Source organism: Streptosporangium sp. DT93, from assembly GCF_049844535.1.
Taxonomy (GTDB): Bacteria; Actinomycetota; Actinomycetes; order Streptosporangiales; family Streptosporangiaceae; genus Streptosporangium.
This window is the reverse complement of record NZ_JBNCLF010000017.1, coordinates 85,997-98,774: the sequence shown is the minus strand read 5'-3', so window position 1 is coordinate 98,774 and position 12,778 is coordinate 85,997. Positions and strand designations below refer to the sequence as shown.

General features: G+C 67.2%; 18 protein-coding genes and 1 tRNA gene. 14 read left to right on the top strand and 5 right to left on the bottom strand.

Going from position 1 to position 12,778, the window contains the following annotated elements:
* Positions 1-79 precede the first annotated feature (79 nt).
* A complete protein-coding gene (locus ACLQ2R_RS30500; protein WP_425964432.1) occupies positions 80-814 on the bottom strand; it encodes an XRE family transcriptional regulator in 735 nt (244 codons plus the stop codon).
* 163 nt (positions 815-977) lie between these two features.
* On the opposite strand from ACLQ2R_RS30500, the gene ACLQ2R_RS30495 reads away from it, so the two are divergent.
* The 3 genes from ACLQ2R_RS30495 (at position 978) to ACLQ2R_RS30485 (ending at position 2,434) form a co-directional block, all read left to right on the top strand.
* Positions 978-1,322 (top strand): hypothetical protein, encoded by a 345-nt coding sequence (locus ACLQ2R_RS30495; protein WP_425964430.1) that lies wholly within the window; start codon positions 978-980, stop codon positions 1,320-1,322.
* 4 nt (positions 1,323-1,326) lie between these two features.
* Positions 1,327-1,800 (top strand): GntR family transcriptional regulator, encoded by a 474-nt coding sequence (locus ACLQ2R_RS30490; RefSeq protein WP_425964428.1) that lies wholly within the window; start codon positions 1,327-1,329, stop codon positions 1,798-1,800.
* A gap of 67 nt (positions 1,801-1,867) precedes the next feature.
* A complete protein-coding gene (locus ACLQ2R_RS30485; RefSeq protein ID WP_425964426.1) occupies positions 1,868-2,434 on the top strand; it encodes an HD domain-containing protein in 567 nt (188 codons plus the stop codon).
* Positions 2,435-2,491: 57 nt separating this feature from the next.
* Here the strand turns inward: ACLQ2R_RS30485 and ACLQ2R_RS30480 are convergent, their stop codons facing one another.
* Together ACLQ2R_RS30480 and ACLQ2R_RS30475 are read right to left on the bottom strand one after the other, a co-directional pair.
* Complete coding sequence (locus tag ACLQ2R_RS30480; RefSeq protein ID WP_425964425.1) at positions 2,492-2,968, bottom strand: NUDIX hydrolase; 477 nt, start codon at positions 2,966-2,968, stop codon at positions 2,492-2,494.
* A gap of 3 nt (positions 2,969-2,971) precedes the next feature.
* Positions 2,972-3,712, bottom strand: a complete 741-nt coding sequence (locus tag ACLQ2R_RS30475) for a DUF5919 domain-containing protein (protein WP_425964424.1) — start codon at positions 3,710-3,712, stop codon at positions 2,972-2,974.
* A 154-nt stretch (positions 3,713-3,866) separates the two neighbouring features.
* Between ACLQ2R_RS30475 and ACLQ2R_RS30470 the strand changes: the two genes are divergently transcribed.
* Both ACLQ2R_RS30470 and ACLQ2R_RS30465 read left to right on the top strand, forming a co-directional pair.
* Entirely contained in the window at positions 3,867-4,082 is a 216-nt protein-coding gene (locus tag ACLQ2R_RS30470) for a hypothetical protein (RefSeq protein ID WP_425964423.1), read from the top strand.
* Positions 4,079-4,255, top strand: a complete 177-nt coding sequence (locus ACLQ2R_RS30465; RefSeq protein WP_386310585.1) for a hypothetical protein — start codon at positions 4,079-4,081, stop codon at positions 4,253-4,255. Before ACLQ2R_RS30470 ends, ACLQ2R_RS30465 begins: the two co-directional genes overlap by 4 nt.
* 5 nt (positions 4,256-4,260) lie before the next feature.
* Here ACLQ2R_RS30465 and ACLQ2R_RS30460 read toward each other — a convergent pair whose 3' ends face one another.
* On the bottom strand, positions 4,261-4,596 hold the full coding sequence (locus ACLQ2R_RS30460; RefSeq protein WP_425964421.1) for a winged helix-turn-helix domain-containing protein: 336 nt from the start codon (positions 4,594-4,596) through the stop codon (positions 4,261-4,263).
* A gap of 128 nt (positions 4,597-4,724) precedes the next feature.
* On the opposite strand from ACLQ2R_RS30460, the gene ACLQ2R_RS30455 reads away from it, so the two are divergent.
* From ACLQ2R_RS30455 to ACLQ2R_RS30420, 8 genes are all read left to right on the top strand, one after another.
* Positions 4,725-5,078, top strand: a complete 354-nt coding sequence (locus tag ACLQ2R_RS30455) for a hypothetical protein (RefSeq protein ID WP_355553785.1) — start codon at positions 4,725-4,727, stop codon at positions 5,076-5,078.
* Positions 5,071-6,423, top strand: coding sequence for an FtsK/SpoIIIE domain-containing protein (locus ACLQ2R_RS30450; protein ID WP_425964419.1), 1,353 nt, complete (start codon positions 5,071-5,073; stop codon positions 6,421-6,423). The genes ACLQ2R_RS30455 and ACLQ2R_RS30450 overlap by 8 nt, the downstream gene beginning before the upstream one ends.
* A 13-nt stretch (positions 6,424-6,436) precedes the next feature.
* Entirely contained in the window at positions 6,437-7,057 is a 621-nt protein-coding gene (locus ACLQ2R_RS30445; RefSeq protein WP_425964418.1) for a DUF2637 domain-containing protein, read from the top strand.
* 14 nt (positions 7,058-7,071) lie between these two features.
* Positions 7,072-7,398 (top strand): hypothetical protein, encoded by a 327-nt coding sequence (locus ACLQ2R_RS30440; RefSeq protein WP_399532398.1) that lies wholly within the window; start codon positions 7,072-7,074, stop codon positions 7,396-7,398.
* Between the two features lie 268 nt (positions 7,399-7,666).
* Positions 7,667-9,022, top strand: coding sequence for a replication initiator (locus tag ACLQ2R_RS30435; RefSeq protein ID WP_425964570.1), 1,356 nt, complete (start codon positions 7,667-7,669; stop codon positions 9,020-9,022).
* On the top strand, positions 9,019-9,210 hold the full coding sequence (locus tag ACLQ2R_RS30430) for a helix-turn-helix transcriptional regulator (RefSeq protein WP_086568687.1): 192 nt from the start codon (positions 9,019-9,021) through the stop codon (positions 9,208-9,210). The genes ACLQ2R_RS30435 and ACLQ2R_RS30430 overlap by 4 nt, the downstream gene beginning before the upstream one ends.
* On the top strand, positions 9,207-10,571 hold the full coding sequence (locus ACLQ2R_RS30425) for a tyrosine-type recombinase/integrase (RefSeq protein WP_425964415.1): 1,365 nt from the start codon (positions 9,207-9,209) through the stop codon (positions 10,569-10,571). The genes ACLQ2R_RS30430 and ACLQ2R_RS30425 overlap by 4 nt, the downstream gene beginning before the upstream one ends.
* A 178-nt stretch (positions 10,572-10,749) precedes the next feature.
* Positions 10,750-11,139 carry a DUF3883 domain-containing protein gene (locus tag ACLQ2R_RS30420; protein WP_425964413.1) on the top strand — a complete coding sequence of 130 codons (390 nt, stop codon included), beginning with the start codon at positions 10,750-10,752 and terminating at the stop codon, positions 11,137-11,139.
* Between the two features lie 303 nt (positions 11,140-11,442).
* On the opposite strand, the gene ACLQ2R_RS30415 is transcribed toward ACLQ2R_RS30420, so the two are convergent.
* Positions 11,443-11,515: transfer RNA gene (locus tag ACLQ2R_RS30415), tRNA-Arg, on the bottom strand.
* A gap of 589 nt (positions 11,516-12,104) precedes the next feature.
* Between ACLQ2R_RS30415 and ACLQ2R_RS30410 the strand changes: the two genes are divergently transcribed.
* The gene (locus ACLQ2R_RS30410; RefSeq protein WP_425964412.1) at positions 12,105-12,587 is read left to right on the top strand and encodes a hypothetical protein; all 483 of its coding nucleotides are present in this window, start codon (positions 12,105-12,107) and stop codon (positions 12,585-12,587) included.
* Positions 12,588-12,778 lie beyond the last annotated feature (191 nt).

The following is a 12,778-nucleotide window of genomic DNA, read 5'->3' as shown; positions in this document are numbered from 1 at the left end:
GCCGCCCGGCGGGCCGCGCAGCGGACCGCCCTTGAAGACGAACAGATAAGTTACGTTCGATCTTGAACAAGGTTGATCATCAGGTCATCTGAGCTGCGGGTTCGGCGCTGATCCAGACGCGTTCGAAGCTGTCGAGGTAGGTCGTCGCGGTGCTGTCTGTCTCGGTGTGTGTCAGGTAGATGACGGGTGCCTCGGGGGCTCGGGTGCCGTAGGCGTGCAGGTTGACCAGCAGTTCGTCGTCTGCTCGGTAGATGGAGTTGTAGAGGACGGTGCGGTGGAGTCGGATCTCGACTCCGTCGATGCCTTGCAGCGGCCGGTAGAGGGTGAGTGCGTTCTTGACGCGGGCGGCCATGACGTCGCCGCCGGTGCCTTCATCGTCTCCGCGGGCTGCCACGTGAGGGCTGTTGGGATCGCCGAGCAGGATGCGTACCCTCACCCCGACGGTTGCCCGTTCGGTGAGGATGCGGAGCAGTCCGGCGTCCTCGGCGAGGAAGAGTCCGCTGTAGACGAGGATGCCGATCTCCGTACGGGCGGACTCGAAGAAGGCGCGCCAGGTGTCGGCCGGCACGCTCCACCGGTGCGGGTAGACGGCTTTGATCTCGGCGGGAAGTCCTCGGCGCTGGCGCATGTTTTCAGGCCATAGGTCGTCTTCGGTGACGTGGAGGAGGTCGGCGACCGCCAGGCGGTGACGGGGGTGGGGGATGCGGCCGTTCAGCCAGCGGCCGACGGTTTTGGGATCAACGGTCAGGTGGGTGGCGACGTCGAGGGGTTGCAGTCGCGCCCGGATGAGGGCATGGCGGAGGTTCTCGTTCATGGGGTTCCCTTCCGTGACACGGTCACTGCCAGTGACGCTAACATGGGACGTCCCTAGACGTCCTTTGGTTGCGGTGTTGGAGAAGAACCTTCGGAGACGAAGCTCGTCGGCACAGAGCAGGCCACCCAGGCTCTGCCCTTCACGTCGATGGGAGCTTGAGTTCATGACCACCGCACGAGAGCGACAGCGCGCCTACCAGCAAGATCTTCTCACCGCCCTGGACGGCGAACTCAGAGCGCGCGAGGTCACCACCGTCCTGATCGTGGACGGCAGCGGGAATCCCTGCCTGGAGGTTCTCGACCTGCACTTCCGCACGCGGCGCGTGTACGTGCAGATGGCATTTCACTGGTTCTACTGGGGAGAGCAGCACGACGAGCGGATCTCATCGCTGCACCTGCTGAAGGCCGCCGAGCGGATCGTCGAGGCCGCGGGCGAGGGCTGGCGCGAAGGGGAGCAGGGAACGCTCAGCGTCGACCTGAGCAAGGTCGCAGACGCCTACCGCTGCTGATCCGATGACTCCTGAGACGAGCAACTGGCTAACCGGCGGGCGGGTTCATCGCCAGCTCGCCGACCGCATCCGCGCCCAGATCAGCGCGGGTGAGTACCCTCCGGGCAGCGTGCTGCCCTCTGAGTCCGCGCTGGCCGAGTACTACCGGCTGGCCCGCTCCACCGTCCGGCGAGGCTTGGCCATCCTGGCGGACGAGGAGCTGATCATCACGTTGCCCAGCAAGGGACGCGTGGTCAACGGCCCCGAGGGGGAGATCAACACGGCCTACCGGTATCAGGCGATCGCCAGCGAGCTGCGTACGCAGATCGGGACAGGGACGCTCGCGGCCGGCTCCAAGCTGCCGAGCGAGCTGGCGATGCGTGAGCAGTACGGGGCATCACGCAATACGGTCCGTCAGGCTCTCGACGAACTGAAATGCGAGGGACTGATCGTGACGCGGCACGGGAAGGGGCATTTCGTCCAAGCTGTGCGGGATTGAGACGTCTTGGGACATCTCGTTTCAAGCTCTGGATTCACCTCGGGGACCGACGTCTATCGTGAACCTCATGGGACAAGCTGAGTGGGCGCGTGACCTGGCCAGGCAACTGCTGGAGAAGCCGTTGCCGCGCCGGTGGGCGCATACCCAGGGAGTGGCCGCGCGGGCCGAGACGCTGGCACCGATCCTCGGGGAGGAAGCCGATCTGCTGACCGCCTCGGCCTGGCTGCACGACATCGGCTACTCACCCGAGCTGGTCGACACCGGCTTCCACCCGCTGGACGGTGCCCGCTACCTACGCGACGTGTACCAGGCCGATGGCCAGCTGGCACGGCTGGTCGCGCATCACTCGTGTGCGGTCTACGAGGCGACCGAGCGAGGTCTGCTGGATGCGCTGAACGAGGAGTTCGATCGGGAACGTCCGGAGCTGGTGGAGGCACTGACCTACTGCGACATGACCACCAGTCCGGACGGCCTCATCCTGGACGTCGATGCCCGTCTCGCGGAGATCCACTCTCGGTACGGCCCCGAGCACCTGGTCAGCCGATCCATCACCAACGCGACCCCGTGCATCACCTCGGCCGTGCGAGCGGTCGAAAGTGCGCTGTCCGACGGACTGAGAAAGTACGACAGTTAGGCAGCACGACAGTTAGCCAGTTAGAACGTGTTGGTGCTTGCCAGGTGGGATACCTGGCTATCCGATGTACGGCCCCGCGGCCTCGGCCAGGAAGTGGCCGATGCGCAGCCGCATCGACCGATCCATGGTCAGTGAGTCGACCTGGTCGCGGGGCACCCACCGCACTTCGCGGGACTCGTCGCTCGGGGTGGGCTCGCCGCTGATCGGTCGGCCGCACAGCACGATGGAGAACTCCTGGCGGGCTTCGCCGTTGGAGGTGTAGAGGATGACGTGCCTGGGGTCGGTGTAGGTGCCGACCAGGCCGGTGATCTCGCAGGTGATCCCGGTCTCCTCCAGCGTCTCCCGGATCGCCGCCTGAGGCAGGGATTCGCCCAGGTCGATGGCGCCGCCGGGGACGGCCCAGTTGTCGTTGTCGGTGCGGTGGATCATCAGGATGTCCCCGGTGTCGTTGACGACCACGACGTTCACTGAGGGGACCAGGCTGTTGGGCGCGGGCGCTGAGGGGTCGTCGTAGAAGTCCAGCCGGCGGGCCATGGCTTAGGACTCTACCGGGGTGGCCCGGTTCCAGACGGCTTCGAAACTGTCGAGGTAGGTCGAGACCATGTCGCCACCGGTGACCTTGCGCAGGTGCATGACCGGTGCGTCTGCGGCGAACCTGCCGTAGACGTGGGTGTTAACGAGAAGCTGGTCGTCGCCGCGGTAGATGGAGTTGTACAGGATGGTGTCGTGCAGCCGGATCTCCACCCCGTCGCGCTGTCGCAGTGATCGGTAGAGGAGGAGCGCGGTCCTGATCTGAGCGGCCATGCCGTCGTTGAGACCCTCGTCCGCGCCGCGCTGCGCGACCTCTGCGCAGTCGGGATCTCCGAGCAGGATCCGTACCCGTACGCCAGCCTCCGCTTTTTCGGCGAACAGGCGCATGAGGCCGGTGTCCTGGGCGATGAAGATGCCGCTGTAGACCAGCACACCGATCTCCCGTTCGGCCGCTGAGAACAGACGTCCCCAGGTGTCCTTGGGAACGGCCCAGCGGTGCGGGTAGACGGTGACGATCTCGCTCTCGGACACCGCAGCCACTTGCTTGAGTATCAGCGCGCCCGGCCACAGGTCCGCTTCCTCCAGGCCGAGGAGTTTGGCGACCGCGAATCGATGCTTTCGGTACGGTATGCGGCCCTGGGTGATCCACCGCTCCACCGTCTTGGCGTCGACCCCGACGACCTCGGCCAGTGCGTTGACCGTGGTGCCGTGTTCGAGGAGGGCCACCCGTAACCGCTCGTTCGCCATCTCACCTGCCCGTAGGAGGGGACGTTCAGGGACCTGGCAATCGTAGACCGGACGTCTTGAACCTGTCCCATCCTGTAGTGATCTCGTCCTGACTCTCTGTCGCACTCTCGGTATCGCAAGGCGCCACCGACAGCGACCGAGAGGAGAGACAACAGTGATCAACTACATCCGGCCGATCGACGAGACCCCCGCCTGCGGGTGCGGCGCGCTTTTGGAGGAGGGGCAGTTCCTGTGCCGCAAGTGCCGGGCGCGGGACCGTTGGATGCGACGTCAGGGAGCCAAGCGCAGGACGACCAAGCGGCGCCAGGAGACCCGACGTCCGGCCGGCCGTCCGCGCGGCATCGCCGAGGCGGGGGTGAGCTGGACGTGACCGCGATCCCACTGATCATCGGCCTCGTGCTCGGCGTGGCCGTGTTCGTCGGCTACGTGTTTGTCCTGATCGGGATGCGCCAGGAGGACCGGCGGATGCGCCTGGGCGATGCCCCACCGAGTCGGGCAGCGGGTCTGGCCCGGCGGGTGACCGGCTGCCACGTTCGGGGATGACCCTGCTACTGACGGTCGGCCAGCGTCGACTCGACCCGTGCGAGCCGCTCCGACAGGTCCCGGATCGTGGCGCGAATCTCGGTGAGGTCATCGGAGGCCGGTGGGGCCGGCGCTGCGTCGTCGCGGACGAAGACGCCCTTGCCCTGCTGGCCGATGACCAGCCCTTCGTTCCGTAGGACTCCGACGGCGAGCTTCACCACGCTCAGCGAGGCGTCGTAGGCGGTCGCCAGCTGTGTTGTGGACGGCAGCGGATCACCGGGCGCGAGGGAACCGCGCCGGATCTGGTCACGCAGGTCGTCGGCGATCTGCAAGTAGCCGGGTCGCCCCGTGTTCTTGACCATCCATCCCTCTTCTGTCGCCTGTGTCCCTAGTTCAGCACAGACACGCGACCAAGCCAACCACGGGAACATTGACAACCATGCCAACTAGGTTAACTATGTTGCTCGAAACGAAAGAAGGAGGTCCACCCATGCGCACCATCCCGATCCCCGTCGACACCCACCGGCTCCGCTTCACCTGCGTCAAGGCCGCCCGGCCTCGCATCGTCGACCAGGACACCGGCAAGATCAAGACCGACAAGGACGGCAACAAGGTCTACGAATCCGTTCTGCTCGCCGAGGACGAGTTCGGCCGGATCGAACTGGTCAAGGTCGGAACCTCCGGAGAACCACCGATCGCTCCCGGCCAAGACGTCGTGCCGACCGCCATGGTCGGCTACGTCTGGGAGATCCCGAGCAACGGCTCCTCCCGCTGGGGCATCAGCTACAAGGCCGCCTCGATCGTCCCCGTCTCCGGTGTGCCACAGGGAGGCGACCTTGCCTGACTCCCTGCGGCTGCTGCTCATCGCCCTGTTCTGCGCGGCGGTCGTCCTCTACGCCTGGCGGCACTTCCACCACCGGTCTTTCTGGCTGGTGGCCGGCTACCCGCTCACCGCGATCAGCGTCCGGGCCAGCTGGCGCAAGGTCGCCCTCGGCTGCGGCCTGACCAAGAAGCGGGCGCGCTGGTGGTTCACCCTCACCCCCGGCTCGATCGTGTCCACCGGCACCGTGAAGGTACGGCGACGTTTTCGCCGGGTCGCGGTCGATACCAAACCGTGGATGTGGCTGCCCCTGCCGACCCGGCACGGCTGGCGCGTCACACTCCGCTTGCTGGAGGGGCAGATCCCGGACGACTACAGCCAGGCCGCGGAACGTCTCGCGCATTCCTGGCGGGTGCATGCCGTCCGGGTCTCCTCCCCTCGTCCCGGACGGGTCGTCCTGGCCGCCACCATGCGCGACCCGCTCATCCAGGTCGATCGGCTCCCGCCGTCCGACGAACTACTCAAGGTCACCGTGGGTCGCCTGGAGACGGGCAAGCCCTGGGTGATCGACTTCCGGACCGTTCCGCACTGGCTGAATGCCGGAGCCACCCAGTCCGGCAAATCCAACCTCGCCAACGCGCTCATCGTCGGCTTGGCCCCGCAACCGGTCGCGCTGGTCGGCTTCGACCTCAAGGGCGGCGTGGAGTTCACCCCGTACGGTCCTCGTCTGTCGGCGCTGGCCACCTCGCGCGCCGAGTCGGTCGGCCTGCTCGACGACCTGGTGACGCTCATGCTGGAGCGGATGGGCCTGTGCCGTGCGGCGGGCGCCCGTAACCTCTGGCAGCTCCCTGCGGCGGTGCGGCCGGTGCCGGTCGTGGTCCTGGTCGACGAGCTGGCCGAGCTGTACCTGATGGCCGACAAGAGCGAGAAAGACGAGATCGCCAAGACCTCGACGGCGTTGCTGCGGGTGGCGCAGCTCGGGCGGGCCTTCGGGATCTACCTGTTCTGCTGCGGTCAGCGGATCGGCTCCGACCTCGGCCCCGGAGTCACCGCGCTGCGCGCCCAGTGCTCGGGGCGGATCTGCCACCGGGTCAACGATCCCGAAACCGCGACCATGACCCTCGGCGACCTCGACCCGGCCGCCCTGGTCTCCGCCCGCGCCATCGCTGCCGAGACACCCGGCGTCGCGATCGTCGCCTCCCAGGACGGCCAGTGGTACCGCGCCCGCTCCTTCCACGTCTCCGAGCAGGCAGCCGAACACGCGGCCCGGATGTACGCCGACCTGGCCCCGTCCTGGGACGAGATCACCGCGGGCGCCCACACGACCGAGATGAACACCTGCGACCTGGGCGAACTCCTCAACGCCTGATAGGGGGAACACGATGCGACGCCTTGCCTGCTGGCTGCTCGACTCCGGGCCGGTCCTGGTCCTGGCCGTCATCGCGGGTGCCGGATCGTTCACCCACATCCGCGACACGGCCACCGAGCACGGACAGTCCGGCTGGATGGCCTGGGCCATCGCCGTGTGCGTCGATCTCACCTGTGTCATGGCCGCCCGCGAACGCCAGCGCGACAAGAAGACCGGACGCGTCCCGGACGGCTGGATCTCCTGGCCGACCCTCGTCCTGATCGCTGGGGTCGTCCTGTCCTTGGCCGCCAACCTCAACCAGGCCGACCCGTCCCCGTGGGGATGGATCACCGCCGCGACCCCGGCCGGCGCCTTCCTCGTCGCGGTCTCCATGCTGGAGCGCCGTGCCTCAGCTCCGTCCTCCATCCCGCAGGTCGTCCCCGAACCGGTCCCCACGCCTGTCCCGATCGTCGAGATCGAGCAGGACGGCCCGTCCTCAGAACTCCTCGACTACGCCCGCCGCGTGGCCGAGGAATACCAGACCGCGCAGGGCAGGCCGATCAGCCGCGACACCCTGCGCGCCCGTCTGGGCGTATCCCACCAACTGGCCTCCGACCTGCTGCGCACCCTGCGCACAGCTCCGGAAGCCCTGTGAAAGGAGAACCACTCATGTCCACCTCCACCGACTCCGAGCGTCGTACCGCTTTCATCTGCGGCCTGCGGGACCTGGCCACCTTCATGGAGACCAACCCCGCCGTCCCCGTCCCGACCGACCCGACGATCATCACCTACTACCCCGCGCAGAGCACCGACACCGGCCTGCGCGCCGAGGTCGACCGGATCGCTGCGCTGTGCGGCACGAAGGTCGACCCGCGTCTGTTGCCGCACGGTCTCTACACGGTCGCCCGCTGCTTTGGACCGATCCATTTCGAGGTGACGGCGATCCTCGAAGCTGCCCGAGACGGTGCTACCGGTGAACCGCCTCATGGGTTCTGATCCGCCCAACGAGCGGGGGACTGCGGCTGAGATCCCGCCCAAGCGGTGGCGGTGCTGCCACTGCGGCGGCACCGGACTCGACAGCCTCGGCATTACCTGCGAATCCTGCGACGGCCTCGGCTTCTGCTGAGAGTCGTCGGCGCCCCCGGCCTGGCCGTACATCCGCCAAGACGCCTGCCAGGTCGGGGGCCATCCCCTCTCACCCAACGAGTGAAAGGAGGTCCCCATCTTGCCCGCATCCACAACCAACACGCACGCGATCACGGGCATGATCGCCCGCCTGCACGACCCGAACTACTCCCGATGGGCCGCCCAGATCCGCGCCACGGGCGGCTGCCGCCAGCCGATCCACCTGCGGGGCCGCGTCGACCACCTCGACCGGGCCACCGGCGAACTGCTGCACCGCTACAGCACCCGCACCGAACCCGACGGCGTCCTGCGCGTCCCGTGCAAGACCCGCCGCGCGTCCCGCTGCCCGGCCTGCGCCGAGGTCTACCGCGCCGACACCTACCAACTCATCCGCGCGGGCCTGGCCGGAGGCAAGGGCGTCCCCGACACCGTCACCGCTCACCCCTGCCTGTTCGTCACCCTCACCGCCCCCTCCTTCGGCGCCGTCCACACCTGTCGGGAGAAGAACGGCAAGACCCTGCCCTGCCACGCCCGGCGCGATGCGGCCACCTGCCCACACGGGAACGTCATGTCCTGCACCACCCGGCACGGCTCCGACGAGGCGTGCCTGGGCGAACCGCTGTGTGTCGACTGCTACGACCACGCCGGAAGCGTGCTGTTCAACGCCCTCGCCCCACAGCTCTGGCGGTACTTCACCGATGCCCTGCGCCGCCGCGTCGCCAAATCCTCCGGTCTGACGTTGCGGGAGTTGCGCAAACAGCTGACGATTTCCTTCGCCAAGGTCGCTGAATACCAGCGCCGCGGCGTCGTCCACTTCCACGCCGTCATCCGCCTCGACGGCCCGGACGGACCCACCTCGCCGCCTCCGGCCTGGGCGTCGGCTGACCTGCTGGCCGACGCCGTACGGCATGCCGCCTCGGCCGTGTCCGTGACCGTCCCTGCCGTCGCCGACGAACCCGCCCGTGTGCTGCGCTGGGGCACCCAGATCGACACCCGGCCGATCACTATGAATGGCGACCTCACCGACCAGGCCGTCGCCGGCTACATCGCCAAATACGCCACCAAGGCCGCCGAATGCGTCGGCACCCTCGACCGGCGCATCAACCCCCTCGACGACCTGACCGCCTTCAACCTTCGCGAACACCCCCGCCGCCTCATCGCCGAATGCCTACGCCTCGGCGCCCTCGACGAACTGGCCGATCTCCGGCTGATCCAGTGGGCACACATGCTCGGGTTCCGCGGCCACTTCTCAACCCGCTCCCGCCACTACTCCACCACCCTTGGCGACATCCGGGCTGACCGCACCGCCTACGCCCGCGACGAGGCGATCACCACCGGCCGACTGCCCCTCTTCGACGAGGACACTGTCCTCGTCGTCGCCGAATGGGAGTACGCCGGAAAGGGCTACTCACTCGGTGATGCCCTCCTCGCCGCTGCACTGACCGGCATGGCCTTACCTACCTCGCCGACAAGCGGTGGAGGTGATGCCCGATGAGTCGGCGTGACGAGCTGCTGACCGTTCCCCAGGTGCTCGACGAGCTGGGTGGGCTCTCGCGCCGGACGTTCTACCGCTGGCGTGAACTTGGCCACGCCCCCAAGTGCATCAAGCTGCCCAACGGAGAGATCCGCGTCTGGCGGAGCGACTTCGCGGCCTGGCTGGACACCCTCCGGGAGGCGGCATGAACATCTCGTACGACGTGCGGATCTGGGACATCCGTCGGAACGCCTCCAGTAAGACGCCTTCGTATGTCGTCCGGTGGAAGGTTGGGGCCAAGGAGCGGTCCAAGACTTTCCGAACAAAGGCGCTCGCCGAGAATTTCGTCTCTGACCTACGGCAGGCAACGAGGAGGGGAGAAGCCTTCGACCTGGTGACCGGCCTTCCCGAGTCGATGGCCAAGCCCGTCGACACTGGACCGACCTTCTTCGGCTTTGCCCGGTCGTACATGGCGGCTCGATGGGTCCACTCGGCGGCCCGAACCCGCGAGACGATGACGTACGCGCTGCTGTCCCTCGTCCCCGCGCTCGTCAAGGATCTTCCCAGCAGGCCGAACGATGAGAACCTGCGCGCGGTGCTGCGCGACTACGCCTTTCTACCGGACAAGCGCCGCGGGGAACTGCGGCCGGAGTACAAAGTGGCGTTCGCCTGGCTGGAAGCGGCGTCCCTGCCCCTTGTCGACCTATTGGAACCGGCCGTGATCCGCTCGGCTCTCGACGCGATCGCCCTCCGCTTCGATGGCGAACCGGCGGCGGCCAACACCGTACGGCGCAAGCGGGCCGTGCTCCATCACATGATGGAATCCGCGGTGGAACTCAAGAAGCTGCCCGCCAACCCGCTGCACGCGGTGAAGTGGAAGCCCCCGAAAGCCGCTGGGAGCGTCGATCCTCGAACGGTGGTCAACCCGGTTCAGGCACGAACGCTGCTCGACGCCGTGAAGCAGGTGGGCCGGACGCGGGGCCCCCGGATGATGGCCATGTTCGCCTGCATGTACTACGCGGCGCTCCGACCCGAAGAAGCTTCAGGGCTACGGCAGGAGAACTGCCACCTTCCCGCCAAGGGGTGGGGCCTGGTGACCCTGGAGAAGGCGCGTCCGCAGGCGAACAAGCGGTGGACGAACTCGGGGGAGACCCACGACGAACGTGGTCTCAAGCACCGAGCCAAGGACGATACCAGGGAGATCCCGATCCCTCCCGTCCTCGTCGGGACCCTCCGCGAACACATCCAGACGTACGGCGCGGAGAAGGACGGCAGGCTCTTCCGGACGAGCAAGGGCCGACCTTTCTCCTCCTCGGCGTACTCCGCCGTCTGGCAGGAAGCCCGGCGGCTGGCGTTTACTGCCGGACAGGTCACGTCTCCGCTGGCAGCCCGACCATATGATCTCAGACACGCGGCGGTTTCCCTCTGGCTCAATGCCGGTGTCCCCCCGACCGAGGTGGCCCAGCGCGCCGGCCACGGCGTTGACGTCCTTCTCCGCGTCTACGCCAAGTGCATCGAAGGGCAGCGGGCTCGGGCCAACGGCCAAATCACCAAAGCCCTGGAGACATGATCGAGAATCACCATGAAGAAGCCTCGGCGAGTCCGGGGCTTCTTGCTTTTCACCCTTGGCGATCTCTGTAACTCGGATACTGATCACGGCGATATTTCGAAAGCAGATGGTGAGGTGAGTTCTGCTGCACCGCCACGTCAGCAGCAGCGACCTGCAACAGCTTGATGCGGAGGGTGCGGTGCCTGAAATCGTGAGTAACCGGGCGGTCGAACAAGCCGCCATCGAATACGTCATTGCCAGAGAGCGTGAGGAGGGTCGTCTCGCGCACGACACCCGTGGTACGGGCGCTGCCGCGGACATCGACAGCCCGCCACGGACCATCGAAGTGAAAGCGTACGGCCGTTCAGCCCGGGGCGCAGATCTATGGCTGGAGGTCCGCCAAGTTGAGGAAGCTCGGCGCAATCCCGATTTCTACATCTATGTCGTCGAGAACGTGCGCCAAGGGAACCCGGAGCTCTTCACACTGAAAGTGCTTGGAGGTCAGCGGCTCGCCCGCCTGATACAACGCGCGAAGGAGCAGCGCTACTACACCGTGCCGTGGCCGGTGGCCGATTATGACGCTGGCTGATCTCGGTCATCGTCGAGCTGATGCTCTCGCTCCATCACGCCTCGCTGATTTCGCCGCCACGCACACCACGCTCAAGTTTCCGCTGATAGCTCGCCAGATCGCAGGGTGTTCCTGAGGGAGTTGGGATAGGGAGGGCTGGCCGGCTTGGGCGTTGCGACCTGGCCGGATGGCTACAAGATCATCCCGTACATATTCCGTGAACAGTGATCCAGGGCTGCATTTGGTGGCCTACGACTGCACACGGCGGAAGTCGTGCTCGGGAAGAACTCCCAGGTCAGACGGCAAACCACAAGGTCAACTAGGTGCCCCCGGCATGATTCGAACATGCGACACCCGCTTTAGGAGAGCGGTGCTCTATCCCCTGAGCTACGGAGGCAGGGGTTCCTGGCAAGGATAGCGAAAGTGTGGAGTGTTCGCGCGCCCGGAGGGGGAGTTGGGGGCGGGCGGCGGGTTATCGGTTCGCTGACGTGGAGTAAAAGGGCGGCAAGTGGGCGCGAGGGTGACGATGGGCGGGCTTACTGTCACTCTCTGTGATCAATGGGCGACGGAAGCGTGATCGTGGGCGCCGGACGCTTCAGCCGGTGGTGCTCTGCGGCGCGATGCTGGCGCCCGCGCTTCTGGCCGGGGGGTTACTGGCGGTTGAGCTGACGGGCTATGAGGCGATCCTGCGGTCGGCCATCGCCGATCCAGGCTCTGGTGTATCCGGTCAAGCGGGCAGCCCTCAGAGCGGGCACGGCGGGCAAGAGAGCGTGTGGGACAGCCCGGAGGGAGCCTGGGGGAGCGCTGAGCTGAGGGAGGAAGACGAGGGGCACCCACGGGCCGCGTATGACCAGGGGAGGTCGAGTGGCACACCACCTCATGCTGGGGCGGGAACTGGCAACGCCCTGGGAGCCGGAGACGAAGAGGAGGCGCCGTCTTGGCCGGACAATGGCGCGTTGGCGCCGGCCGGGGAGTCGCCCCCGGACATGGCCGACCCGAGCACAGGTGCGGTGGCGGTGGTGCCGGTCGTGGTCGATCCGGTACCGGCCGGGCTGTTCAAGGCGAGGTTGATGCCTCCGCCGCTGCGGCCGGACCAGGTGTACGGCGGCTGGGTGCTCGTCGCCGCAGGGGCGGATGTGCTCGAAGTGCCTCACGAGATCGGTACCACGGACACGACGGATGACAGGGGTGACGCGAGCGGCAGCGCGCGTACGGGCATCGCGGATGGTGTCGGTGACGCGGGTGATGTGGACGAGACGGCCGGCGAAATGGCGGGGATGGGCCACCCGGATGCCTTCGTACCTGTACGGATTCGACCCGGCTCGCCCGAAGCTCACCGAAAGACGCGGAAAGAGACCTCGGGTTCGTACGCGATGCCGATCGATCCTTGGCTGAAGCGCGTGGTGCCGGTGACGGCGCCTCAGGTGATGCGCACGGTGCCGGTGCCGCCCTGGAGGGGGCGGGCGTGATCGAGGACGGCGGAACGGTCACCCTTGGGCAGGACGCTGGAGGCGGCAGGGCGGGCGCCGGAGGCAGCGGGCGGGGCGTCAGGGACGACCGCCAAGAGGATGCCGCGGAAGCTGACGCCGGCGACGCGGACGAGGGGTCGGCCGGGGTGTCCGGTGGGGTGGTGGCATGCCTGGGCCGGGGACGCCTGTGG